Source organism: Azospirillum oryzae (assembly GCF_008364795.1).
In the GTDB taxonomy this organism is placed as follows: Bacteria; Pseudomonadota; Alphaproteobacteria; order Azospirillales; family Azospirillaceae; genus Azospirillum; species Azospirillum oryzae.
Map to the genome: position 1 here is coordinate 72,812 of NZ_VTTM01000014.1, position 23,249 is coordinate 96,060.

Genomic DNA, 23,249 nt, shown 5'->3' on the forward strand with positions numbered 1-23,249 from the left:
AGGTCTTCTGCGCCCTATCTAGCAAGCGGAGTGCCAACTGCCATGCCGACGACAACCCATTGAAATCGGCCGATTATTTGCGGAAGCGTCACGGCGGGGCCGGATTTTGCCGGCAGGTAGGAAAGTTTGGCCTAGTGCCGCCGGGCCGGCCGGGCAGAAAGCTCCCGCCGAAGTTGCCGGCCTTAACCCAAGCGCCGGGCGGCGCGGGCGGCTTGCGCCTTCAGCACGGCGGCGGCGGTGCCGAGCATGGTGGTCCAGTCGCCGGGGCGCGGCTGGCGGAACAGCCGCAGCGACGGGTACCAGGGGCTGTCGGCGCGGTCGAGCATCCAGCGCCAGTCCGGCACATGGGGAAGCATCAGCCAGCACGGCAGGCCCATCGCCCCGGCCAGATGGGCGATGGCGGTGTCGACCGTCACCAGCAGGTCGAGGTTGGCGAGGATGGCGGCGGTGTCGGCGAAATCGCGTACCCGCTCCATTGCGTTGGGGATCGCCACGCCGGACAGGCGCTTCAGGTCGGCCGCCGCGTCGCCGGTCTGCAGGCTGACGAACCGCACCCCCGGCACCGACAACAGCGGTGCCAAGGCTGTCACCGGGATCGACCGGTTGCGGTCGTTGCGGTGCTGCGGGTTGCCGGCCCAGACCAGCCCGACCCGCAGGCCGGCCCCGTTCCCGTCCTCAGCGGCCAGCCGGTCGCGCCAGCGGTCCACGTCGCCGGGATCGGGGGCGAGATAAGGCACGCCGGCGGGAATGGTCTCCAGTTCGGTGCCGAAGGCCCTGGGCAGGCTCATCAGCGGACAGTGGATGTCGTGCGGTGGCGGGTCCTCTCCGCGCACCAGCACCTGGATCGACGATCCCAGGCAGCGCCCCAGGGAGTGGTTGAACAGGCGGTAGAGCAGCAGATGCGTTTCCAGGACCACCCGGCCGCCGCCCTGCGCCGCGATCTGTGCCACCAGCGGGGCATAGCGCACGAACTGGATGGCGTCGCCATATCCCTGGTCCATGTGCAGCAGGATGGTGGCGCCGCCCGGCGGTTGGCCGGCCCAGGGCGGGCTGGCGAAGCGGTGCCAGCGATGCTCGAACCCCTCCCAACCCGCGCGCAGGTCGCCGCGGACCAGCCGTCCCACCGCGCGCGCCAGATGGGCGTCGCCGTTGGCGGGATTGCGTGCCAGCGCCGCCTCGAAGCAGGCCTCCGCCTCGTCGAAGCGGCGCTGGTCGCGCAGGACGGTGCCGAGATTCAGCAGGGTTGCCGCATAGCCGGGGCGCAGCCGGGCTGCACGCTCCAGCCAGCGCCGCGCATCGGGGTAGCGCGCCAGCGCGTGCAGCGAGGCACCCATCGCCTCCACCGCGTCGCCATCGCTCGGGTCGAGCGCCAGGGCGCGCCGCAGCGCCGGTTCCGCCCGCTCCGGCATCTCCGCCGCCCGCAGCGCCGCACCCAGATGGCTCCAGGGGGCTGCCGCCGTCGGACGAACCCGAACGGCACGGCCGATCCACCGCACCGCCGCCGCAGCGTCGCCCGTCTGCGCCCGCAGCACGCCCGACAGGTGCAGCGCGTCCGGCTGTGCCGGTTCCGCGGTCAGGATGTGGCGATAGGCGTCGGCCGCCGCTTGGGCATGGCCGGCCATGTGGTGGTTGACGGCGGCGTTCAGAGCGTCCAGGAGTGTTGCCATGCCCTCTTTTCTACACCGGCCGGCCGGGCAGGGCGAGAATCGAAAATCACCAAGAGCCCACGATCAGGAGCCTGTCACGGCAATGGACGACCGCCTTCCGACGCATCTCTGGGTTTCGGCCCACATCCGCGCAGCCGACGCCCAGGGCGTGGCAATGACCGTGGTCCGCAAGGGCGATCCCAGCCGCGGCACGGTGATCCTGAAGATCAACCGGCTCGACCGCACCTTCACCGTGCTGGTCCAGACCCGCGAGGCGGATGGCGAGCGGCTGTTCTGGGCGCGCGGCACCGGCGCCGATCCGGTGCCGGAGGCGGACGCCGACGCCTACATCGCGCGTCAGCTGCGCTACGACCCCGACGTCTGGGTGGTCGAGGTGGAGGACCGCCAGGGCCGCCACTGGTTCGACGGGCCGGTGCGCTGACAGGCGGCGGTTAGGGCGGTGATTGGGGAGTTGGGCCGATGATGGACAGCCGAATCTCCTTGACCTCATCCGCCGTCGGCGGACGGGACCGGCCGTCATGGGTGGTGATGTGCAGGCGGAGCGCGAGGCGCCCGTCCCGCCAAACCCCGGCCGGCACCGGAATGGTCACGGTACCGGCGCCCTGACCACGCTGGGGACCGAAGGGAGCGGCGGCGCCGATGGGCACGCCGTCCGACGTGGCGACCTCCACCGTCTGCCCACGGGTGAGCGGGCCGAGGGTGACTGCAAGGATGGCGGCCTCGCCCTGCCGCAGCGGATGCGGCAGGGCGAGGACCATCTCCCCATTGCGGTCCGGCGTCCCGGACGGGGGCGCCGGCTCCGCGCCCGCGGGCTGGCCCGTCAGGACCAGCAGCGCGAGCAGGGCGGCAGCAGGCCCGCCTCGCCAACCCTTACAGGGCTTGAAGCGAGACCGCCTTGACGGCGGCGGTGGTGGTGGGGGAGCCATTGGTCGGGACAAGGCGAACCTCCAGCGTTGCGGATGCCGCCGGCGCTGCCGCGTTGGCTGTCGGGCTCTGCGCCAGCGCGGCGGTGTGGGCGGCCTGGGGCAGCGGCAGCGTGAAGGTGGCGTCGTCCGCCATGCCGTGCATTGCCGGGCCGAAGAAGCCGATGGTGCCGCCGTAATAGGGGCTGTCCGCCGCCACCTTCGTCACGCCGGCCGGGGCGTTGATCAGCAGGTCGAAATTCCGCGAGGCGCCGGTGCCGGCAGGGCGGCTCACCTTGACCGCCATCACCACCGGGCTGGACGGCGCCGCCGACAGCTGGACCGATCCCACGCCCTTCGCCACCGTGCCCCTGACCGGAGCCTTGACCTGAGCCGACGGATTGGCCGCCGCCACCTGCGCCGATTCCGCGTCGCCAAAGCCGTGCCGGTACTCGTACTGGAACCGTTCGGTGCTGAGATAGTCACCGGCGCGGCCGTCGAGGACGTAGCTGCCGTCCGCGCGGACGAAGAACAGGAAGGGTTCGCGGGACAACTGCGACAGCTCCTCCTTGTCGGTCGGCAGGATCGGCAGGCCCAGCCGCTGCTGCTTGCGCGTCCAGACGTCCCACAGCCGGTCCATGTTCGCATGGTGCAGGAAGAAGACGGGGTCGACCGGCGACAGGAAGTTGGTCATGTTGCCGTAGGGACCCGGATCCCACGGGCCGACGCCGCCGATGCAGTTGTGGACGAGGTTGTGCGGCTGGCCTTCCAGAACGGAGAACTGGGTGTTCCCGCCCGGCATGACGTTGTGCGACGCCGTCTTGGAACTGGTGAAGCTGCGGGTCACGTCGGCGTTGTAGTAATCCACCGGCAGCAGGCCGGTCAGCACCGTATGGGGCGAGCAGGCCTTGGCCGTCTTGTCGTCCAGCTTCGGGTTCTCACGGCTCAGGTAGCGCGCACGGTCGGTCGCGGCGAAGGCCTCGTTGCCCGGATCGCACTTGCCGTGGCTGCAGCCGGTGACGTCGTCCCACAGCTTGTCGAAGCTGCTGTAGCCGCGGATGTCCAGCTGCTTGCGCTGGGCCGCATTCAGCGTGTCCCAATATTTCTTCATCGCCGGCTTGATATAGGCGGTAAAGGTCTTCAGGTCCTTGGTATGGGGAAGGAAGGCCTCGCTGACCGGGGTCAGGGCGCCGTCGAACATCTCGTTCGGGATCTGCGGCAGAACCGTCCAATCCCAATAGGGGAAGGCGAAATTGGGATTGTCGCTGTATTTGCGCACCGTCTCCTCGAAATAGCCGAGATAGCCGCGGTGCCAGACATAGAACCACCAATTGCCGTGCGGACAGTCCATGAAATGGACGAAGGCGTTGCGGAACCAGTTGTGCGGATGGTCGGGCGGCAGGTTCACCATACGCTGGACGGCCGTGGCGTAGCTGCGCAGCATCGCCTTGCCTTCGTCACTGGTCGCGCTGTAGCGGATATATTTCGCCGTTGCCGCCCGCGCCGGGGCGAAGGGCAGCATGGAGGCACCCGCCACGGCGGCGGTGGATGCCAGAAAATCTCGTCTGCTGAAATTCATTTCGGTCAAGCTCCCTCATAGCGATAAAAACACTGGAAGCCTGTATAGGAAACCGACTGTTTGCACGTGGAATCAACCGCCGTTGCCACGCCGAAGGGCAACGGACGAACGCCAGCATACCTAGATATGTCCGGTCCATGCACAGGCATGTCGCCGGCCGGGGAAACGGGCGGGCGGACGCGGCAGCGATCTATGCCGCCGCCGTGACTCGGGGAAAACGCAGGGTGAAGCGGGTGCCTTCGCCGGGGCGGCTCTCCACCCCGATGGTGCCGTGCAGGCGGCCGGTCACCAGATTGTAGACGATGTGCAACCCCAGCCCGCTGCCGCCCGATCCGCGCCGCGTGGTGAAGAAGGGGTCGAAGACCTTGGGCAGGACCTCCGGCGCGATGCCGGCGCCGTCATCGCCGATCGACAGTTCCACCATGTCGCCGTCCATCACGCGGGCGGCGATGGTGATGCGGCCGGGCTGCTCCGGATCCAGGGCATGGACCAGCGCGTTCATAACCAGGTTGGTCAGGATCTGCGACAGCGCCCCCGGATAGCCGTCCAGTTCCAGATCCGCCGGGCAATCGATGTCGATGGTCAGCGCCGCCCGCGCCTTGTAGGTCGGATGCAGGCTGCGCAGCAGTTCGTCGATGTAATCCCGCAGCAGGAAGGCGCGGCGCTCGTCGCTGGACTGGTCGACGGCGACCAGCTTGAAGCTCTGCACCAGATTGGCCGCACGGGTGCTGTTGGACAGGATCAGGTTGGCCATCTCCATCCCGTCGCTGAGGAAGCGCTGGAAATCCGACTTCTTCAGCGCATTCGCCGTGTGACGGTCCGACAGTTCGCCGATCAGCGCCTGCAGCTGCGAGGCGCCGGTGATGGTGATGCCGATGGGGGTGTTCACCTCGTGCGCCACGCCGGCGACCAGCTGGCCTAGCGAGGCCATCTTCTCCGCCTGGATCAGGCTGGCCTGCGTCGCCTTCAATTCGCCGAGCGCGCGTTCGGCGGCGTCGCGCGACTGGCGCAACGCATTATCCGCCTCGACCTCCCGCGTCACGTCGACCACCACCGCCTGGATCGCCGGGCCGTCCATCCAGTCGACCCGGCGGCCGGTCAGCTCCACCCACAGCTCGGCGCCGTCGGGCCGGCAGGCGCGGATCCGGCGGCGCGGCGTGGACTGCCCGCCCTCCAGCAGCTGGTCGTAATTGTCGATCATCGACTGCCGCGCCTCCACCGCCACGACGGACAGCAGCGACGGCAGGGCCATCACCTCCGCCACCGTCAGCCCCAGCATGGCGGCGAAGCTGTCGTTGGCGTAGAGCGCGTGGAAATCGCGATGGATGATGATGCCCTGGATCGAGCCCTCGACCAGATCGCGGAATCGCCGCTCGTTGTCGGCCAGCGCCTGCTGGCGCCGGTCGATCTCGTCGATGAAGTAGCGGATCGAGGCGCCGATGTCGGTGATCTCGTCGTCGCCGTCCACCGGGACTGGGGCCGGGACCGGAACCGTCCCGGCCGCCCCGCCTCCGGCCTGCCGGCCACCCGACAGCCGGGCCAGCACCGCCCGGTTCATCGCCACCAGCCGCGAGGACAGGAAGCGGCGGAAGATGAAATAGACGCCGACCGCCAGCAGGATCGACGCGCCGGCCAGCATCATGACCGTGCGGGTGCGTTCGGCGATCAGCTCGGCCAGCGCATCGGTGCGCTCGGCCGACTGGTCGCGGATGGAGTCGTAGAGCGCGCGGGTGGACCGTTCGACCGTCTCCACCAGCACCTGGGCCTGCCCGGTCAGCGCCTGGGCGCGGTTGCGCGCCTGCAGGCGGTCGATGGCGCTCTCGAACAGCCCGCCCGGCGCGACCAGCAGCGAAAACAGCTCCTCCTGCACGGTGGACATCATCTGGCCGGTCGGGTCGGGCGCGCCGCCGGTCAGGCGGGCCAGTTCGGCCAGCGTCCGTTCGGCCGACCGCGCCTCCCCCTTCAACCGGCTGAGATGGTCGAGCTGCGTCGCCCCCGCCGCCCGCGCCATCAGCGCGCCGATGCGCGCGGCCCAGGCGCCGGTGTCGGGCATGCTTTCGATCGCTGCCGCCAGCCGGCTCAGCGCGCGGGCCGCTTCGGCCTGACGGTCGCCATACTCGATCTGGCGGGTGACCTCGGCGTTCAGGTCGGCGACGGTGGCGGCCAGGATCAGCAGGGTGGAGCGGGTCTGCTCCAGCAGGCGGACATTGCCGTCGCGCTCCTTCCCGTCCCCGTGGTTGTCCTTCATCAGGCCGCGCATGCGGGCGACCAGAAGCTGCATCGAATCCAGCTCCGTCACCAGCCCGTCATAGATGGACCGTCGCTGCGGCGTCGAATTCGCGGCGGCGAGCTGCGGCAGTTGCGCCACCAGCTTCTGCAGCGACCCGTGCAGTTCGGCGCTGGTGATGACCTCCGGCAGCGTGTTGGTCGACAGGGCCGTGACTTCCGCCCGGAACAGGCGGAAGGACGACATCGACACGCCGCCGATCAGCACCACCAGCAGCGCCATCACCGACAGCCCCAGCGTGATGCGCACCGCGATGCCGAAGCGTCGCGTCCGGTTCGGCGGCGGCGTCTGCGGACCCGGCGTCGCGCCCGTTGCCGGCGCCGGCAGCGCGGCGACCCGCGCCGGGGTCTGCATGATGCCGGACGTGCTCTGCAAGATTTCGGACGTGCTCCGCACGATGCTCGGCACGGTGGAGGAAGACAGGCTGGTGGAAAGCTGGCCGTCCATTACCGCCTCACCGTCATGCGGCCGTCCAGCCGGGGAACGAACTCGCCGCTGCGGGCGATCTGGTCGATCATCTGGGTGGAGATGAACTCACTGTTGCGGTCTTCGACCAGCCTCGGCACGCCCGCCAGCACGCCGTACCCGTCGCCGCCGGCCGCCAGGAAGCTGCTGGTTGCGAGCCGGTAGCGGGTGGACCGGCCGACCGGCTTGCCGCCGACCGACAGGCTGCGCAGCCGCTGGCCGGGCGGGCGGGTGAGGTCGATCTCCGCGCGGGCGTTGGACAGGTGGGGAAAGCGGCCCTGCAGCTGCTCCACCGCCGAAACGCCGCTTTCCACCGCCTCCCAAAGCTGCTGCCCGGTGATGTCCAGCACGACGCCGACATCGTGAAAGGGAAGCTCGCTATAGATGTCGCGCCGGGTCAGCAGGGCATCGGCCGGATATTGGCGATCGCCGCGGATGCCGCCGCCGTTGATCAGCGCCACATCGGCGTCCAGCGTCTCGCGCAGGGTGTCGACAACCGCGTTGGCGAAGGCGTTCTCGCCCGTCCGCAGCGCCTCCTTGCGGGTGTCGAGCGGCGCGGTGAGACGTCCCACCTCCATCCGCAGCATGGTGTCGAGCCGCGCCGCATAAGTCTTGGCCTGGATCAGCACGGCGGGATCGGGCGGCACCGCCGCGCTGTCGATCAGGCGGGGCGCCGGGGTCCAGCTCACTTGCGGCTTGCCGTCCGGCCCGGTCCTGCGCTCCACCGTCAGATCCAGCGCCAGCACCCAGGCCGCCTGCGGCCCGACGGTGGCGGACAGGAAACGCCCGTCGTAATCGACGGCGAATGGGCGGTTGCGGTCCTGGTACAGCACGATGTCGGCGGGGCGGGCGGCCAACACGCTGCGGTGGGTGTCGCCGGCATAGCCGGTCATCGCCACCACCAGATCGACACCGTCGGCGCGCAACGCCGCGGCCTTGGCCTTCAGCGCCGGAACCGGGTCGCGGAACTCCGTCCGCTGGGCACGGGTGGTTTCCCGCGTCAGCACCGGCGTCGCCGCCATCACGCCGATGCGCAAGGGGCCGGCGCTCAGCACCACCGCGTCCTCCAGCCCATCCGGCGTTCTGCCGGAGGCGCGGTCCACCGTGTTGGTGGTGACGATGGGAAAGCCGGCCTCGAAGGCGCGGGCGCTCAGCCGGTCGTCGCCATGGTGGAATTCGCGGTTCAGCGCGGCCATCGCGTCGATGGTCATGCCGTTCAGCAGGTCGATGATGTGCGCGCCCTGGTCGTAGAAGGCCAGCACCGACGGCGCCAGCGTCTGGCCGCCATGGAGGACCAGCAGGTTGGGATGGGCGGCCCGTTCCTGGCGGATCGTCCCGGCCAGCCGGGCCATGCCGCCGCGTCCGGCGGTCTCGTCAAGGTCGGTGGTGCCTTGGGTGTAGAGGATCGTCAGATGGACCGGCCCGGTGTCCGTCGCGGCCTTTCCATCCACGGCCGCGGCGGCAGGCTGCTGCGCCTGCGCCGGCAGGATCGCCGCAGGCAAGCCAAGGCCAAGGCCGAGCGCCAGCGAGGCGGCCAGGGACGACAATGTCCTGCCGAGCCGGGTCCGAATCCCGCCGGCAGCGCCGTTGAATATACCGATAGTGTCCATAGCCCGGCGTCACCTCTGCCCCCGCGCCGGATTATGCTCATTTCCACGTCGCTGTTGAAGCAAAGCCGCGTTACGGGATTGTCATATTGATGACACACGGCGTGGAAGAGCCCGTTTTACCCATTCGTAGACACCGAGAACTCGCAGAATTCCGATCAACTTCATCCGCACCGACGCCGGAACTGCGGCAAAACGTGGCGCCAGCCCGGCGCGCCGGGTTTTCGACAGTGCCGCCCGGCGGGCATAGGCGACGCGGTGAAGCGTGACCCGCCGGCTGGCGGTGTCGAAGCAGGCGAAGCTGGCGCGGGTATCGGCGCCGCGCGGCTCCCCCACCGTGCCGGGGTTCAGCAGATACAGCCCGTCTGCCCGCAACTGCGCCCCGCCGTCGAGCGGCACCGCCTGCACCGCCCCGTTCCGCCATTCCCACAGCCCCGCCCGGTGGGTGTGGCCGAAGGCGCAGACCCGCGCGCCGGAGGGATGCCCGAGAAGCGCCTGAAGGCTCAAGCGGCGTTTGCCGTCATCGTCCAGCCGCACCAGTTCCTTCCCCACCTCCGGATGCAGGGCGCCATGGACGGCGACCAGAGCGCCATCCACCACAGCCGTCAGCGGCAGGGCGGACAGGAAGGCGCGGCTCTCCTCGTCCAGCCGCTCCTTGGTCCAGGCGACGGCCCGCGCCGCCGGTTCGCTGAACCCCTCGGTCCCGATGGCGCCGATCACCGCCCGGTCGTGATTGCCGGCGATGCAGACGGCGCCGGCCTGCCGCAGCAGAGCGATGCAGGCGGCGGCGTCGGTGTTGTAGCCGACGACGTCGCCCAGGCAGACGATGCGCTCCGCCCCCTCGGCCCGGATGGCGTCGAGTGTCGCCTGCAACGCTTCCAGGTTGGCGTGGATGTCGGAGATGAGCGCGATCTTCATGGTTTTTGCGCTCAGGGCTTCGCCAGGCGCGCCGGGCCGGCGACGCCGGGAACGCGGGCGAGCAGCCGGTCCAGCTTCGGCCGCAGGAAGGGCATCGGGTCGTCCGGCGTGATCGCCTTCGCCTCGCAACGCGCGACCCAGGCCAGCCAGCGCGCCGTCGGCACGCCACTGTCCCGCGCCGCCAGCCTGTCCTTGCTGATGTGGCACCAGCAGGCGCCGGGCCGGGCCTTGGCCGGGCCCGGGCGGGGGTCTGGGCGGGGGCGGCCGGTCAGATCGGCCTGCACCATCGCCGGCAGGTTCACCCCGGCGACCGCCCCCAGATGATGCCACAGGTTGAAGCGCGGATTGATCTCCAGCAGGTGCAGGCGGCCGTCGGGATCGCGTTTGAAATCGAACTTGGCAACGCCCTTGAGGCCGATGCGCGCCGCGATCTCCCGTCCCAGCGCCGCCACGTCGGCTCCCCCGCCGTCGATGTCGGTGATGGTCAGCGCGGTGCTGTGACCGTAGTCGACCGGATATGTGCGGATCTTGCGCCCGGTGAACTCGCCGGCCACGGCACCGTCCGCATCGATATAGACATGATGGCTTTCGATCCGCGTCTCCGGTCCGGGGATCAGTTCCTGCGCCAGCAGATCGATGCCGACCGCGATCAGGCGCGGCCACAGGGCGCGAAGCTCATCATCCCCGTCCAGGCGGATCGCCTTGCCCAGCCCCTCGATCTCGTCCCAGGGCGGGCGGCGGGTCAGCGGCTTGACGATCACGGGATAGCGCAGGTCCAGATCCGGCGCCTCGCCACCGGGCAGGGGGCTCAGGCGTCGGGTGCGGGGAACCGGCAGGTCCAGCCGCTCCGCCAGTGCCTGGAACCGGCCCTTGTCGACCAGCGTCTCCACCAGATCGGCATCGGCCAGCGCGAAGCGGAAGACGGCAGACAGCCGGTCGCGATGGCGCGACACCATCAGAAGCTGCGCGTCCTCCTCCATGTAGAGCACCGGCTTTTCGGCCTGCGCGGCACCGAAACGCAGCAGACGGTCGACGAGCGCTTCGTCATTGCCGCCCTCCCATGGGATAAGCCGCTCAGTGAAGCGGGAATGGGCGGTCGCCCCGCCCGGCGGTCCGACCACGGCACAGCGGATGCCGGCCAGCCCCAGCGGGCGCACCAGATCCATGTCGCCCAACACGCAGGCCAGCGGCCCGGCTTTCGGTCCTGTTGCCATGGCGAACGCTCTCCCTTCTCAGATGCCTTTTGCCGGAGCGATCCAGCCGCGCAGCGACCGTTTGACGGCGTCGACCATCACCCCGCGCGCCCGGCGGCAATGCGCCTCCAGCCGCCGGCTGAACCGGTCGGGGCCGAGCGTCAGCCAGTTCATCGGCTGTTCGGCATTGGAGAGCAGCGGCTTGTGCCCAGCCGGCGTCGACATGAAGTCGTAGCAATCCTCTCCGCGGGCCAGCGCATCCTCGATGGCCAGCACATGGCTCAGCAGTCCGGGCTTCAGCCGGTTGTCGGCCTCGAAGGCGAAGCCGCCCTGATAGTTCAGGACGCGGTGACGATGGACAAAGTTGTAGAGATAGCCGATGGGCTGCCCGCCGACGCTGACCCGGCTCAGCCGCACGGCGCCGCGCCGCATCCCCTCGGCGATCAGCCTTGTGTGGAAAGGACGGAACGCCGGGTTGGCGAAGGCGCCCGCCTGTCCGCGCGCCTGCCAGCCGGCCTGATGCAGGACCTCCATCCCGGCGAAATACTCCATCGCCTCGTCCACCGTCGCGGCGACGTGGTGATCCAGCGCGCCGCGGGCGCGGTAAAGCCGCTCTGCCCGATTGACCGCCGCCCGCGTGTTGCGGCCGAGGCCGCCGCGGAAGTCGCCGCCGCCGGCCCGCACCGTGCCGAGGTCGACCCACTGCGCCGAATCCGCGATGCGCAATTGCAGCGTATGGCCGGTTCGCGCCGCCACCCGCCGGGCGGCCCGTTCCGCCGCCAGGGTCAGCCCGCCCAGCACCAGCTCGTCATTGGCGGTCAGCCGCTCGCCCAGCCAGTGCAGCATGGCATCCGTCACTTCGTCGGCGAAGCGGCGGTCGGCGAGGATGCCGTTATACTCCATGAACAGGCGGTCATAGCCGCGGTCGCCGGTCTCGTGCAGCATCCAGCATCGGCTGTGCAGCACCCCGAACCGCCGCCGCACGCGCGGGCAGAGCACGGCCAGACCGACCGCTTCATCGCCCCGTAATGCCACCAGCAAATGCGGCTCGATGCCATCCGGCATCTGCGCCAGCCAGGAGCCGATCCAGGTCCAGGAGAGAAAGAAGGAGGAGTCGGCACGGCTTTCCAGTTCCGTCCATGCCAGCGCCAGTTCCGGCATGGAGGGAAGGGGGTGCAGGGAAATCCGTATTTCGGCGGATGCGGCGGGACCGATCTCCGTTTCGATGGCGGGACCGTCGGAGTTCGGGCGGGCGGAGTCGGGGCGGGGCCAGATGCTCATCGGCGCGGCGTCTCCGGTAGATATTCTCTACCGAAAACAACACGCTGGATCCGGGAACGGTCCCGTCTACGCCGGGGAGCCCCAAAAATCTGCGCGGCGCAAAAGGATGCCGCGAAAGAAGCGGATTCTATACCGATACGCCGGCCCGGCGATCGATGCCGGGCCGGCTGTCAGGGACCTCAGCGCTTGACCGTGTCGGCGGACTGGCCGAACAGGATCTTCTTGCTGTCCTCATTCACCGTGGGCGTGCGGTTGGGGTTGACGGCTTGCCCCTTTTCATAGGCGCGCACCACCGCCGGCCGATCCTTGATCGCGTTGAACCAGCGCTTCAGGTTGGGGAAGTTGTCCAGATCCTGCTGCTGGCGTTCATGCGGGACGATCCAGGGATAGCTCGCCATATCGGCGATGGACAGTTCCGCTCCGCCCAGGAACTCGTTGTCGGCAAGGCGCTTGTCCATCACGCCATAGAGGCGCCCGGTCTCCTTGACGTAGCGCTCCATGGCGTAGGGGATGCGCTCCGGCGCGTATTGCACGAAATGGTGGTTCTGGCCGGCCATCGGGCCGAGGCCGCCGACCTGCCAGAACAGCCATTCGAGAACGGTCTTGCGGCCACGGACGTCGCTGGGCAGGAACTTGCCGGTCTTCTCGGCCAGATAGACCAGGATGGCGCCGGATTCGAAGACGCTGATCGGCTCGCCGCCGTCGGCCGGGGCGTTGTCGATGATCGCCGGCATGCGGTTGTTGGGCGAGAAGGCAAGGAATTCCGGCTTGAACTGGTCGCCGGTGGAGATGTTCACCGGCTTGAACGTGTAATCCAGCCCGGCTTCCTCCAGAAAGATCGTGATCTTGTGGCCGTTCGGCGTCGGCCAGAAATAAAGGTCGATCATCCCAAACCCTCCAGTCATTTATCGGCCCGAGGCTCCAGGCCGCTGATTTCCGAAAAGGTTAACCGCTTCGCTCCGGCTGGCAAGCCCGCACGCACGCGCGGCAGACCTTCGATCCACCGCACTAATTTCGTATAACGGAATGCAATTTCATTTTGTTGACAGCTCCCGCCTCATCTGTCAGCGTGGCCAACGAACAGATGAGGCGGCGCCCCTCAATCCACGATTTTCCCTGAAATCATTCTCCCCGGACGGAGAGCACGCATGGCCTTGGACAAGGACGTTTTGGATCAACTGCTGGACACGCTGGGGCGCTTCGTCCGCGAAAAGCTGGTCCCGCTTGAGCATAAGGTGGCGGAAGACGACGCCATTCCGCCCGAGGTGATCGCCGCGATGCGCGAGATGGGCCTGTTCGGCCTGTCGATCCCGGAGGAATATGGCGGGCTCGGCCTGTCGATGTCGGACGAGGTGCAGGTCGCCTTCCAGCTGGGCCAGACCTCGCCGGCCTTCCGCTCGCTGATCGGCACCAACAACGGCATCGGTTCGCAGGGCATCGTCATCGACGGGACGGAGGAGCAGAAGCAGACCTATCTGCCGCGCCTAGCCGCCGGCGAGATCGTCGGCGCCTTCGCCCTGACCGAACCGGAATCGGGGTCGGATGCCGGCTCGCTCCGCACCACCGCCCGGCGTGATGGCGACCATTTCATCCTGAACGGCACCAAGCGCTACATCACCAACGCGCCGCAGGCCGGTCTCTTCACCGTCTTCGCCCGCACCGACCTGGAAAGCCGCGACGCCCGCGGCGTGTCGGCCTTCCTGGTGGAGGCGGGGACGCCCGGCCTGTCGCTCGGCCCCATCGACAAGAAGATGGGCCAGAAGGGCGCCCACACCTGCGACGTCATCTTCGAGGACTGCCGCGTTCCGGCCAGCGCCATCCTGGGCGGCAAGGAAGGGCAGGGCTTCAAGACGGCGATGAAGGTGCTGGACCGCGGCCGCCTGCACATCGGCGCCGTCTGCGTCGGTCTGGCGGAGCGGCTGATCCGCGACAGCCTGTCCTACGCCATGGAGCGCAAGCAGTTCGGCCAGCCGCTCGCCGAATTCCAGCTGATCCAGGCGATGCTGGCCGACAGCCGGGCGGAGGCCTACGCCGCCCGCTGCATGGTGGTGGAAACCGCGCGCCGCCGCGACGACGGGCAGAACGTCAACACCGACGCCGCCTGCTGCAAGATGTTCTCGACCGAGATGGTCGGCCGCGTCGCCGACCGGGCGGTGCAGATCCATGGCGGGGCCGGCTACATCGCCGATTACGGGATCGAGCGTTTCTACCGCGACGTCCGGCTGTTCCGCATCTATGAGGGCACCACCCAGATCCAGCAGCTCGTCATCGCCCGCAACATGATCCGGGAGGCGGCATGACTGTGGGGCGGCCGGTTCCCGACTTCGCCGCGATGGTGGCGGCGCTGCCGCCGCGCATCAGCCACGCCGCGCTCGCCTGGGCGGAACGGACGCCGGACGCCCCCGCCCTGTTCGACGGGACGCAGGAATGGAGCTACCGCCGCCTTGCCCAGGCGGTGGGCAGCACCACCGTGCATTTCCGGCGGCTGGGGGTGGTCGGCGGTGACCGGGTGATGATCGTCTGCGAGAACGGCCTCGCGGCGGTCACCCTGATCCTGGCGGCCAGCGAGTGCGACGCTTGGCCGGTCATCGTCAACGCCCGCCTGTCGGATCGCGAGATCGACACCATCCGCGATCACTGCCGGCCGCGCCGCATCTTCTATACCGATACGGTATCCCCCGACGCCGCCGCCCACGCCGCCCGCCATGGCGCCGAGCCGCTGGGCGACCCCGACCTGCCGCCGATGGCGGTCGGCCCGCTGCTGGATGCCGATCCGGAGCCGGTCCATGCCGGCAACCAGCGGCAGGTCGGCGCCCTGATCTACACCTCCGGCACCACCGGCAAGCCCAAGGGCGTGATGCTGTCCCACCGCGGCCTGTTGTTCGTCGCCTCGGTGTCGGGCTGGATGCGCGGGCTCGGTCCCAATGACCGCACCTACGGCGTGCTGCCGGTCAGCCATGTCTTCGGCCTCGCCTCCACCTGCCTCGGCACGCTCTATGCCGGCGGCTGCCTGCACACGGTGCCCCGCTTCGCTCCTGCCGCCGTATGGCAGGCGTTGGAACAGGATGGCGTGACGGTGTTCCAGGGTGTTCCAGCCATGTACGCCAAGCTGGTGGAACACGCGACCGTCACCGGCCGCAAGCCCAACGCGCCGGCCCTGCGCTACCTGTCCTCGGGCGGCTCGGTGCTGGACCTCGACCTCAAGCTGGCGGTGGAGCGGGTCTTCGGCCTGCCGCTGCACAACGGCTACGGCCTGACCGAATGCTCGCCGACGGTGACGCAGACCCGGCTGGACGCGCCGCGCGGCGACACCTCGATCGGGCCGGCCCTGCCGCTGGTGGAGATGCGCTTCGTCGACCATGTCACCGGCCGCGACGTGGCCGACGGCGAACCGGGGGAACTGTGGGTCCGCGCCCCCAACGTCATGCTCGGCTACTACCGCGAACCGGCGCTGACGTCCCAGGTCATCACCGACGACGGCTGGCTGAAGACCGGCGACGTTGCCCGGCTGGAGCCGGACGGCTGCGTCGCCGTGGTCGGCCGCATCCGCGAGATCGTCATCCGCTCCGGCTTCAACGTCTATCCGGAGGAGGTGGAGGGCGTGCTGACCAGCCACCCGGCGGTGACGCTGGCCGCGGTGGTGGGCCACGCCGTCGCCGGCAACGAGGAAGTGGTCGCCTTCGTCCAGTTCATCCCGGGCCGCAGTGCCAGCGAGGACGAATTGAAGGCCTGGGCCGCCGAACGGCTCGCCCCTTACAAGCGCCCGTCGCGCATCGTCGCCATGGACGCCCTGCCGGCCAGCCCGACCGGCAAGCTGCTGAAAAGCGGCCTCCGCGCCCTGGCCGCCGAGGTGATGGCCGCCTGACACAGTCGACAAAGCCCAAAACAACAAAGCCCCTGGGAGGGAACGAAAACATGACCCGGACGATCGCCAATCTCGTAACCGTATCCGCACTGGCCCTGTCGGTGGCGCTGGGCGCCGGGGCGGCGCAGGCCAAGGAGTTCCTGCTGGGCTCCGAACTGCCGCTGACCGGCAGCCTCGCCCGCGTCGGCCAGGGCATGCATGAGGGCATCGCCGTCGCCATCGACATGGCCAACAAGAGCTATGCCGGCAAGCACAGCTTCAAGGTCCAGACCATCGACGACGAGACCTCCCCGGCCAAGGGCGTGGCGGCGGTGGAGAAACTGGCGGGCGACGGGGTGGTGGCGATCACCGGCGGCTATGGCTCCAACATCATCGGTCCGGCGTCGGAAGCGGCGCAGAAGGCCGGGTTGGTCTACATCACCTCGGGCGGCGTGTCGCCGGAACTGACCCAGCGCGGCTATCCCACCTTCTTCCGCATCAACAACACCGACGGCTATGCGCTGGCCATGATCGGCCTGATCCAGGAGATGGGCGCCAAGAAGGTCTCCATCGTCTATCTGAACAAGGACGCGACCAGCAGCCTCGCCAAGCAGGTCAACACCGCGCTGACCGCCAAGGGCGTCACTGTGGGCATGCACGAGTTCGACGGCTCCACCAGCGACTTCAAGCCGCTGATGAACAAGGTGAAGCTGCAGGACCGCCCGGACGTCATCGCCATGGTCGGCTACGAGAACGACTATGTCGGTATCCTGCGGGCATCCAAGGTGCTGAAGCCGCAGGTCAAGGCGATGGTCGGCGTCTGGTCGCTCGCCACCGCGCAGATGGCCAAGGAATTCCCCGATTTGATGGAGAATGTCTACGGCACCTCCATGCTGCCTTACCCGGTGGAGTTCACCCAGCCTGAGGCGGTGGAATTCGCCGCCACCTACAAGAAGCTGTTCAACAAGGACCCCGATTATCTGGGCCAGTTCGGCTATGTCCAGACCCGCCTGCTGATCGACGCCGTCGTCCGCGCCGACGAGGCCGGGACGCTGGGCAAGGGCGGCCTGCCGGACGAGTTGCGCAAGACCGACGCCAACACCCTGATCGGCCGCGTCACCTTCGACAAGAACGGCGACAACCTGAACTTCACCCACCGCATGGGCCAGCACCAGGGCGGCAAGGTGGTCCTGGTCTGGCCGCAGGACGCCGCCAACGGAAAGATGAACTTCCCGGCGGTGCCGTGGTGAGCAAATAGTCCCTCTCCCGCCCCGGGAGAGGGATCTGTCGCCCCCGCCACCCCCAACAGGGCGCAATCCATGCTTGAACTGACGCTCCAGGCACTGTTCTCGGGCCTGCTCGCCGGCGGCTATTACGCGACCGTGGCGGTCGGTCTGGCTCTGGTGTTCGGCACCATGCGGGTCATCAACCTCGCCCATGGCGAGCTGGTGCTGCTGGCCGCCTATGTCGCCTATGCGGCGGAAACCAACTATGGCGTCAACCCGGTGATGGCGATCCCGGTGGCGCTGGTGATCGTCGGGACGGCGTCGGCCATCGTCTATGCGCTGCTCAGCCGCATCCATCAGGACCGCGAGATCAACTCGCTGATCCTCACCTTCGGGCTGGGGATCATCCTGACCAACGCAATCCTGTCGATCTGGGCGGCCGACATCCATTCGACCTCCGATCCCTGGTTCCAGGATTCGATGGTGATCGCCGACACGCTGTTCGCCATGAACGCGGAGGTCGCGGCCTTCGTCGGCGGGCTGGTGCTGATGGCCGGCGTCTGGTGGTGGCTGAACCATTCCTGGCAGGGCCGGGCGGTGCGGGCGCTGTCGTCGAACCGGGCGGCGGCGACGCTGATGGGCGTCAACCCGCGCAAGATCGAGATCCTGTCCTTCCTGATCGCCGCTCTGCTCGCCACCTTCGCCGGCTTCGCGATCTACACCGGCAAGACCGTCTTCCCGGCCCTGGGCCATGTGCTGACGGTCAAGGCCTTCATCATCACCGTGCTGGCCGGGATGGGATCGATCCCCGGCGTGCTGATCGGCGCCATCATGATCGGCGTCATCGAATCGCTGACGGTCACCTATCTGTCGGCCTCGCTGCAGGAGTTGGCGGGAATGATCCTGTTCCTGGTCGTGCTGTTCGTCTCGCCCTCGGGCCTGTTCGGCGGCGGGAGGGCACTGGCGCGATGACCACGACGCTCTTGAACCGCATCGTTCTGATCGCGGCGCTCGCCATCGCCTATGTCGGCATACCGATTCTGTTCGGCGGCAACGCCTATGTGCTGGGGCTGATCGTCGCGGCGCTGACCATCGCCGGGGTGGCGGTGGCCTGGGCGCTGCTGGGCAACCTCGGCGGCATGGTCAGCTTCGGGCACGCCGCCTTCTTCGGGGTCGGCTCCTACACCTCCGCCGTACTGGCGATGAAGCTGGGGGTGCCTGTCTTCGCCGCCATGCTGCTGGGCGGGGTTGGCGCGGCGGTGTCGTCCGTCGCCATGCTGCCGGCGCTGCGGCTGCGCGGTCCCTATTTCGCTCTCGCCATCCTGGCCTATGCCCATATCTTCCAGATTCTGGCGACGGAGATGACGCCGGTCACAGGTGGGGCCGGCGGGCTGTTGTCGATCCCGCGTTTCCCCACCGTGCTGGGTTTCGATTTCGGCGAGAAGCTGGGCGGCTACCTGATCGTCCTGACCATCGTGGTGCTGGCGGCCTTCGCCTATGACGCCATCCGGCGCAGCACCTGGGGTCTCGCGCTGAAGGCGATGCACGACACCGAGGTGGCGACCCGCGTCGTCGGTGTGCCCAGCACGCACCTGAAGGCGGCCATGCTGGTGCTGTCGGCCTTCATCACCGGGGTGGTCGGCGCCTTCAACGCCCATTTCATCAGCTTCCTCGACCCAGACTACGCCTTTTCCAGCGGCTGGACCGTCCTGCCCATCGCAGCGGCCATCTTCGGCGGCTACCGCACGGTGTGGGGCCCGGTGGTGGGAGCGCTGGCGATCTATCTGGTCGACCAGTTGCTGTTCAAGCCGATCCTGCCGCACGGCCACCAGATGATCCTGGGCGTGCTGCTCTGCGCCATGATCCTGTTCAGCCCAGGCGGGTTGATGCCGGCCTTGCGCCGCCGCACGGTTAAGGAGAGCCGCCATGCTCACGCTTGAAGGCGTCCAGGTCAATTTCGGCGGCGTCCAGGCGCTGAAGAGCGCCAGCTTCTCCGTCGCGGAGGGGGAGAGCATCGGTCTGGTCGGCCCGAACGGGGCCGGCAAGACGACGCTGTTCAACGTCATCTCCGGCGTGGTGCGGCCGACCGCCGGCCGGCTCGACTTCCGCGGCACCTCGCTGCTGAAGCTGCCGGAATGGAAGCGGGCGCGGCTCGGCATAGGCCGCAGCTTCCAGATCCCGCGCCCCTTCGGTCATTGCACGGTGCGGGAGAACCTGCTGGTCGCCCAGCGCTTCGGCGCCGGGAAAAAGGACCCGAAGCGGATCGACGAGATCCTCGACATCCTGAACCTGCGCGACAAGGCCGACCGCGACGCCACCACCGAACTGGCCCTGACCGAGCACAAGGCGCTGGAGGTCGGCAAGGCGCTGGCGACCGAGCCCAGCCTGCTTCTGCTCGACGAGGTGCTGGCCGGGCTGGAGACCAGCAGCAAGCGCGCCTTCATGGAGCGGCTGGCGGCGGTGCGCGACCGCTACCGCCTCGCCATGGTCATCATCGAACACGACATCGCCACCATCGCGGCGCTCTGCCCGCGGGTGCTGGTACTGAATTTCGGCCAGATCATCGCCGACGGCTCCCCCGACGCGGTGTTCCGCGACCCGGAGGTGATCCGCAGCTACACCGGCGAAACCACACTTGCGGAGGCGTCATGACCAACGCGCTCGACATCCTGACGCTCCGGGCCGGTTATGGCGCGATCAACGTGCTGTGGGACGTCTCGCTGTCGGTGGAGACCGGCAAGACCACAGTGATCGTCGGCCCGAACGGCGCCGGCAAGACCACGCTGCTGCGCGCCATCATGGGGCTGGTGCCCGCGACCGCAGGCGACATCCGCGTCGACGGGCAGAGCCGCAAGGCGGTGAAGACCTGGGACCGGGTGGCCGACGGGGTGGTGATGATCCCGGAAGGCCGGATGATCTTCCCCGACATGACGGTGGAGGACAACCTGATGATGGGCGCCTTCCCGCGCAGCTGCCGCAAGGACTGGAAGCGCAACAAGGCGATGGTCATGGACATGTTCCCCCGGCTGGCGGAACGGCGCGGCCAGATCGCCGGCACCCTGTCGGGCGGGGAGGCGCAGATGCTCGCCATCGGCCGCGGCCTTATGGAGCAGCCGCGCGTCTGCCTGATCGACGAGCCGTCGCTGGGCCTCGCCCCCGTGGTGGTGGACGAGATCTTCCGCATCCTGGCCCGCCTGCGGGCGGAGGGGCTGACCATCCTGCTGGTGGAGCAGAACACCAGCCGCGCGCTGAAGATCGCCGACCATGTCTATCTGATGCAGTCGGGCAAGGTCGTTCTGTCCGAACGCGGCGACCGGGTGGACCTGGAGCGCCTGCACGCGCTTTACTTCGCACACGAAACAGCCGCGTGATGGGACAGGGTATGGACGATCTGCTGAACGGGGAGCCGGAATCCGGTTTCCAGCGCCTGCTGGGCTACGCCTTGAGTCGCTGGGAGGAGGGGGCGGCGGAACTCACCATGGCCATCGACGAGCGCCACCTGAACCGGGCCGGCGTCGTGCATGGTGGGGTCATGACGACGCTTTTGGACACGGTTTCCGGATTCTCGGCAACATACTGTCCCTTTCCCAACCGGGTGCGGCGGGTGGTCACGCTGTCGCTGTCGACCAGCTTCCTGGGGCAGGCGCGCACCGGTACGCTGGTGGCCACCGGCCGGCTGCGTGGCGGCGGGCGCAAGATCGTCGGGGTGGCCGCGGAACTCCGCCATGGCGACACCGGCGCCCTGATCGCCACGTCGGAAGGCATGTTCAAATACCGGCCGGGCAGCGAGAACCGGGAGGGGACACAGCTATGAGCGGACAATTGACCGTCGCGCGCCAGGGTCGCGTGATGGTGCTGACGATGGACGACGCCGCCACCAAGAACGCGCTTGGGCCGGAGATGATGGCCGCCGCCCGCGACGCGCTGACCCAGGCAGCCGAGGATCCGGGAGTGGGCGCCATCGTCCTGACCGGGGCCAACGGGACCTTCTGTTCCGGCGGCAACCTGGGCCGGCTGCTCGGCAACGCCAAGGCCGACCCGGAGGTGACCCGCGCCAGCCTGGAACGCTTCCATGGCTGGACCCGCGCCATGCGTGCGTGTCCGAAGCCGGTGGTCGCCGCGGTGGAAGGGGCCGCCGCCGGGGCCGGATTCTCGGTGGCTCTCGGCTGCGACCTGATTGTCGCCGCGGAGGATGCGGTGTTCACGCTGGCCTATGTGAAGGTCGGGCTGAACCCGGACGGCGGCGCGTCGGCCTTCCTCGCCCGTGCGGCGACGCCCCAACTCGCCGCCGAGATCATGTTCGAGGGCGGCAAGATCGGCGCGGCACGGCTGGCCCAGCTCGCCATCGTGAACCGGGTGGTGGCGCCCGGCACCGCGCTTGCCGAAGCCCTGGCCTGGGCCGAACGGCTGGCGGAGGGGCCGACGCTCGCCATCGGTCGGGCCAAGCGGCTGATCGAGAGCGGCTTCGGCGCGCCCGACGATCAGCTCGATCGCGAGGCCGCCTTTTTCGTCGAAGCCTTGCATGGGGCCGAGGCGGCGGAGGGCATCACCGCCTTCTTCGAGAAGCGCGCGCCAAGCTACCCCCGCTAAATACAATGCCACGGCTGAGCTTATCGTCAGGCCAGCAACGACAGGGTGGGATCGGGCGGGGTGGGTGCGGCGTTTTCCAGGGTGCGGGCAACGTCGGACGGTGCGCCCGGCAGCCGCAGCGGCTCCGCCCCACCGGCGAAATGCAGTTCGGTGCCTCCATCGGCCGTAGCACGCAGGTAGGCGACCGCGATTGGGTTCACCAGAACGGTTTCCCCGGTCGTATCGGTCAGTTCAACGAATGACATTGCATCTTTCCTCTCTCGCGTCCGGGTAAAACACATTGCAATGGTGTATGTTTCCAACCCGGACGTTCAGTGAGGCGGCATACCCGCAAGGGAGTACCCCTTAGACCTCTTGAACGGAGCGGAACCGCGACAAACATGGGCGGTTCAGTTGATCGAAGCCGAACGCGCTTCGAAAACCGGATGGGACGGGCTATAAGCCCGCACCGTCAATCAAGGGAGCATGCCGTCTTGAAGTTGCTTGTCGTCGAGGACGATCCGCTGATCGGTCCGGCCGTGAAGGCCGTTCTGGAGAATGCGGGCTATACCGTGGTCGGACCGCTGCGCGATGCCACGAAGGCCGCGCGGGTCGGTGCCCGCGAATGTCCCGACCTGGCGCTGGTCGACGTCAATCTCGCCGGTGGGGAGAACGGTCTGGTGCTCGCCCGCCGGCTGTGGGAGGAAAACGGCATTCCGTCGTTGCTGATGACCGGTTTCGACCACCATGCGGCCGAAGCCCGCGAATTCGCCATGGGCCTGCTGCGCAAGCCGGTGATGCCGGACGCGCTGGTGCAGGCCGTCGGCGCGGCGGGTGAAATCCTGGGTGGCCTGCGGCCGTCTTCAACGCCGGCCGCGCTGGAAATCTTCCACGGCTCCGTCGCCACCACCGCCAGCCTGAGCGCCGCCGCCTTGCCCAAGGCACGCACGGCCTGACCGGCCCCCTGGCGCATCGTCCCCTGAGAACGCCCGCTCTTCGGCGGGCGTTTTCTTTTTTGCACCGCGCGCGATGCCCGCTGTCCGGTGTGGCATCGTCGGGGCATCGCAAGCCGCGACAGATGACGGCGCAACCATTGCGGACCGCCGCTGTTGGTTGGCTGGAACGCGGGGGACGGACCGGACGGACGGACCCAACCCCGTGCAAGATTTCGATGCTCCCCGGACCACGGCAGCCCGGCTGCCGGCAGACCGGTGTCGACGGGCATGCACAGCGAAAGGAAACGTCATGAAGAGCCTGATGATCGGCACCGCCGCCGCGCTCGCCCTGATGGCCGCCCCGGCTTTCGCCGACGGCAGCGGTTCCATCTCCGGCAGCCCCGCCGCGACCAGCGCCGGTCCAAGCACCAACGCCAACCAGACCAACCCGCCCTGCACCTCCAACAACCAGCTGGGTTGCGGCAGCATGGGCGGTGTCGACAGCAACAGCGGCGCGACCAGCGGCTCATCCTCCAGCGGGTCTTCCCTGGGCAGCGGCTCGATGACCGGTTCGGGCTCCTCCAGCTCGACCAACGGCATGGGCGGCAACAGCACGGGCAACAGCGGCTCGATGGGCACGGGCTCCGACGGCCCGGTCGGCACGCAGCAGCCGTCAGGCTCCATCGGCGGCTCGACAGGCGGCTCCTCTTCAGGCGCCGGCAGCACGACCCGCTGATCTTTCCCATCCTGGCAAAGTGAAGAGGCGCGCGGGTGAT

Annotated in this window: 22 protein-coding genes; 12 read left to right on the forward strand and 10 right to left on the reverse strand. The window is 68.5% G+C overall.

Features of this window, described 5'->3' with window-relative positions; all coding sequences use genetic code 11:
- Positions 1-182: 182 nt before the first annotated feature.
- Positions 183-1,667 carry a tetratricopeptide repeat protein gene (locus FZ938_RS26530; RefSeq protein WP_149201283.1) on the reverse strand — a complete coding sequence of 495 codons (1,485 nt, stop codon included), beginning with the start codon at positions 1,665-1,667 and terminating at the stop codon, positions 183-185.
- An 82-nt stretch (positions 1,668-1,749) separates the two neighbouring features.
- Here FZ938_RS26530 and FZ938_RS26535 point away from each other — a divergent pair, with 82 nt between their 5' ends.
- Complete coding sequence (locus FZ938_RS26535) at positions 1,750-2,088, forward strand: DUF1491 family protein (protein ID WP_085083589.1); 339 nt, start codon at positions 1,750-1,752, stop codon at positions 2,086-2,088.
- 10 nt (positions 2,089-2,098) lie between these two features.
- Here the strand turns inward: FZ938_RS26535 and FZ938_RS26540 are convergent, their stop codons facing one another.
- The 8 genes from FZ938_RS26540 to FZ938_RS26575 all read right to left on the reverse strand — a co-directional run bounded on the left by FZ938_RS26540 (position 2,099) and on the right by FZ938_RS26575 (position 12,786).
- On the reverse strand, positions 2,099-2,425 hold the full coding sequence (locus tag FZ938_RS26540) for a hypothetical protein (RefSeq protein WP_149201284.1): 327 nt from the start codon (positions 2,423-2,425) through the stop codon (positions 2,099-2,101).
- A 112-nt stretch (positions 2,426-2,537) separates the two neighbouring features.
- Positions 2,538-4,148, reverse strand: a complete 1,611-nt coding sequence (locus FZ938_RS26545; RefSeq protein ID WP_149201285.1) for a tyrosinase family protein — start codon at positions 4,146-4,148, stop codon at positions 2,538-2,540.
- Between the two features lie 190 nt (positions 4,149-4,338).
- On the reverse strand, positions 4,339-6,882 hold the full coding sequence (locus FZ938_RS26550) for an ATP-binding protein (protein WP_246458090.1): 2,544 nt from the start codon (positions 6,880-6,882) through the stop codon (positions 4,339-4,341).
- Complete coding sequence (locus tag FZ938_RS26555) at positions 6,882-8,510, reverse strand: bifunctional metallophosphatase/5'-nucleotidase (protein WP_149201286.1); 1,629 nt, start codon at positions 8,508-8,510, stop codon at positions 6,882-6,884. Before FZ938_RS26555 ends, FZ938_RS26550 begins: the two co-directional genes overlap by 1 nt.
- A gap of 81 nt (positions 8,511-8,591) precedes the next feature.
- Positions 8,592-9,425: a metallophosphoesterase family protein gene (locus tag FZ938_RS26560; protein ID WP_149201287.1), complete on the reverse strand. Its 834-nt coding sequence runs from the start codon at positions 9,423-9,425 to the stop codon at positions 8,592-8,594.
- 11 nt (positions 9,426-9,436) lie between these two features.
- Positions 9,437-10,639 (reverse strand): carboxylate--amine ligase, encoded by a 1,203-nt coding sequence (locus FZ938_RS26565; RefSeq protein ID WP_149201288.1) that lies wholly within the window; start codon positions 10,637-10,639, stop codon positions 9,437-9,439.
- 18 nt (positions 10,640-10,657) lie between these two features.
- Entirely contained in the window at positions 10,658-11,899 is a 1,242-nt protein-coding gene (locus FZ938_RS26570; protein WP_149201289.1) for a GNAT family N-acetyltransferase, read from the reverse strand.
- A gap of 179 nt (positions 11,900-12,078) precedes the next feature.
- Entirely contained in the window at positions 12,079-12,786 is a 708-nt protein-coding gene (locus FZ938_RS26575; protein ID WP_149201290.1) for a glutathione binding-like protein, read from the reverse strand.
- Between the two features lie 261 nt (positions 12,787-13,047).
- Here FZ938_RS26575 and FZ938_RS26580 point away from each other — a divergent pair, with 261 nt between their 5' ends.
- The 9 genes from FZ938_RS26580 to FZ938_RS26620 all read left to right on the forward strand — a co-directional run bounded on the left by FZ938_RS26580 (position 13,048) and on the right by FZ938_RS26620 (position 21,559).
- Positions 13,048-14,199: an acyl-CoA dehydrogenase family protein gene (locus FZ938_RS26580; protein ID WP_149201291.1), complete on the forward strand. Its 1,152-nt coding sequence runs from the start codon at positions 13,048-13,050 to the stop codon at positions 14,197-14,199.
- Complete coding sequence (locus tag FZ938_RS26585; RefSeq protein ID WP_149201292.1) at positions 14,196-15,764, forward strand: class I adenylate-forming enzyme family protein; 1,569 nt, start codon at positions 14,196-14,198, stop codon at positions 15,762-15,764. Before FZ938_RS26580 ends, FZ938_RS26585 begins: the two co-directional genes overlap by 4 nt.
- A 50-nt stretch (positions 15,765-15,814) precedes the next feature.
- The gene (locus FZ938_RS26590; RefSeq protein WP_149201293.1) at positions 15,815-16,993 is read left to right on the forward strand and encodes an ABC transporter substrate-binding protein; all 1,179 of its coding nucleotides are present in this window, start codon (positions 15,815-15,817) and stop codon (positions 16,991-16,993) included.
- Between the two features lie 69 nt (positions 16,994-17,062).
- Complete coding sequence (locus FZ938_RS26595) at positions 17,063-17,941, forward strand: branched-chain amino acid ABC transporter permease (RefSeq protein WP_109156104.1); 879 nt, start codon at positions 17,063-17,065, stop codon at positions 17,939-17,941.
- Positions 17,938-18,909 carry a branched-chain amino acid ABC transporter permease gene (locus FZ938_RS26600; RefSeq protein WP_149201294.1) on the forward strand — a complete coding sequence of 324 codons (972 nt, stop codon included), beginning with the start codon at positions 17,938-17,940 and terminating at the stop codon, positions 18,907-18,909. Before FZ938_RS26595 ends, FZ938_RS26600 begins: the two co-directional genes overlap by 4 nt.
- Entirely contained in the window at positions 18,896-19,621 is a 726-nt protein-coding gene (locus tag FZ938_RS26605) for an ABC transporter ATP-binding protein (RefSeq protein WP_085083614.1), read from the forward strand. Before FZ938_RS26600 ends, FZ938_RS26605 begins: the two co-directional genes overlap by 14 nt.
- A complete protein-coding gene (locus FZ938_RS26610; RefSeq protein WP_149201295.1) occupies positions 19,618-20,340 on the forward strand; it encodes an ABC transporter ATP-binding protein in 723 nt (240 codons plus the stop codon). The genes FZ938_RS26605 and FZ938_RS26610 overlap by 4 nt, the downstream gene beginning before the upstream one ends.
- A gap of 11 nt (positions 20,341-20,351) precedes the next feature.
- Positions 20,352-20,783: a PaaI family thioesterase gene (locus FZ938_RS26615; RefSeq protein WP_174757543.1), complete on the forward strand. Its 432-nt coding sequence runs from the start codon at positions 20,352-20,354 to the stop codon at positions 20,781-20,783.
- Positions 20,780-21,559 carry an oxepin-CoA hydrolase, alternative type gene (locus FZ938_RS26620; protein ID WP_149201296.1) on the forward strand — a complete coding sequence of 260 codons (780 nt, stop codon included), beginning with the start codon at positions 20,780-20,782 and terminating at the stop codon, positions 21,557-21,559. The genes FZ938_RS26615 and FZ938_RS26620 overlap by 4 nt, the downstream gene beginning before the upstream one ends.
- Positions 21,560-21,585: 26 nt before the next feature.
- Here the strand turns inward: FZ938_RS26620 and FZ938_RS26625 are convergent, their stop codons facing one another.
- A complete protein-coding gene (locus FZ938_RS26625) occupies positions 21,586-21,804 on the reverse strand; it encodes a hypothetical protein (RefSeq protein WP_149201297.1) in 219 nt (72 codons plus the stop codon).
- A 228-nt stretch (positions 21,805-22,032) separates the two neighbouring features.
- Between FZ938_RS26625 and FZ938_RS26630 the strand changes: the two genes are divergently transcribed.
- Together FZ938_RS26630 and FZ938_RS26635 are read left to right on the forward strand one after the other, a co-directional pair.
- On the forward strand, positions 22,033-22,494 hold the full coding sequence (locus FZ938_RS26630; protein ID WP_149201298.1) for a response regulator: 462 nt from the start codon (positions 22,033-22,035) through the stop codon (positions 22,492-22,494).
- Positions 22,495-22,783: 289 nt separating this feature from the next.
- Complete coding sequence (locus FZ938_RS26635; protein WP_149201299.1) at positions 22,784-23,209, forward strand: hypothetical protein; 426 nt, start codon at positions 22,784-22,786, stop codon at positions 23,207-23,209.
- Positions 23,210-23,249 lie beyond the last annotated feature (40 nt).

Excerpts from the sequence above, each read along its gene's own strand:
- FZ938_RS26530 (WP_149201283.1), bottom strand. The coding sequence starts at position 1,667 with ATGGCAACACTCCTGGACGCTCTGAACGCCGCCGTCAACCACCACATG.
- FZ938_RS26535 (WP_085083589.1), top strand. The coding sequence starts at position 1,750 with ATGGACGACCGCCTTCCGACGCATCTCTGGGTTTCGGCCCACATCCGC.
- FZ938_RS26540 (WP_149201284.1), bottom strand. The coding sequence starts at position 2,425 with ATGGTCCTCGCCCTGCCGCATCCGCTGCGGCAGGGCGAGGCCGCCATC.
- FZ938_RS26545 (WP_149201285.1), bottom strand. The coding sequence starts at position 4,148 with ATGAATTTCAGCAGACGAGATTTTCTGGCATCCACCGCCGCCGTGGCG.
- FZ938_RS26550 (WP_246458090.1), bottom strand. The coding sequence starts at position 6,882 with ATGGACGGCCAGCTTTCCACCAGCCTGTCTTCCTCCACCGTGCCGAGC.
- FZ938_RS26555 (WP_149201286.1), bottom strand. The coding sequence starts at position 8,510 with ATGGACACTATCGGTATATTCAACGGCGCTGCCGGCGGGATTCGGACC.
- FZ938_RS26560 (WP_149201287.1), bottom strand. The coding sequence starts at position 9,425 with ATGAAGATCGCGCTCATCTCCGACATCCACGCCAACCTGGAAGCGTTG.
- FZ938_RS26565 (WP_149201288.1), bottom strand. The coding sequence starts at position 10,639 with ATGGCAACAGGACCGAAAGCCGGGCCGCTGGCCTGCGTGTTGGGCGAC.
- FZ938_RS26570 (WP_149201289.1), bottom strand. The coding sequence starts at position 11,899 with ATGAGCATCTGGCCCCGCCCCGACTCCGCCCGCCCGAACTCCGACGGT.
- FZ938_RS26575 (WP_149201290.1), bottom strand. The coding sequence starts at position 12,786 with ATGATCGACCTTTATTTCTGGCCGACGCCGAACGGCCACAAGATCACG.
- FZ938_RS26580 (WP_149201291.1), top strand. The coding sequence starts at position 13,048 with ATGGCCTTGGACAAGGACGTTTTGGATCAACTGCTGGACACGCTGGGG.
- FZ938_RS26585 (WP_149201292.1), top strand. The coding sequence starts at position 14,196 with ATGACTGTGGGGCGGCCGGTTCCCGACTTCGCCGCGATGGTGGCGGCG.
- FZ938_RS26590 (WP_149201293.1), top strand. The coding sequence starts at position 15,815 with ATGACCCGGACGATCGCCAATCTCGTAACCGTATCCGCACTGGCCCTG.
- FZ938_RS26595 (WP_109156104.1), top strand. The coding sequence starts at position 17,063 with ATGCTTGAACTGACGCTCCAGGCACTGTTCTCGGGCCTGCTCGCCGGC.
- FZ938_RS26600 (WP_149201294.1), top strand. The coding sequence starts at position 17,938 with ATGACCACGACGCTCTTGAACCGCATCGTTCTGATCGCGGCGCTCGCC.
- FZ938_RS26605 (WP_085083614.1), top strand. The coding sequence starts at position 18,896 with ATGCTCACGCTTGAAGGCGTCCAGGTCAATTTCGGCGGCGTCCAGGCG.
- FZ938_RS26610 (WP_149201295.1), top strand. The coding sequence starts at position 19,618 with ATGACCAACGCGCTCGACATCCTGACGCTCCGGGCCGGTTATGGCGCG.
- FZ938_RS26615 (WP_174757543.1), top strand. The coding sequence starts at position 20,352 with ATGGACGATCTGCTGAACGGGGAGCCGGAATCCGGTTTCCAGCGCCTG.
- FZ938_RS26620 (WP_149201296.1), top strand. The coding sequence starts at position 20,780 with ATGAGCGGACAATTGACCGTCGCGCGCCAGGGTCGCGTGATGGTGCTG.
- FZ938_RS26625 (WP_149201297.1), bottom strand. The coding sequence starts at position 21,804 with ATGTCATTCGTTGAACTGACCGATACGACCGGGGAAACCGTTCTGGTG.
- FZ938_RS26635 (WP_149201299.1), top strand. The coding sequence starts at position 22,784 with ATGAAGAGCCTGATGATCGGCACCGCCGCCGCGCTCGCCCTGATGGCC.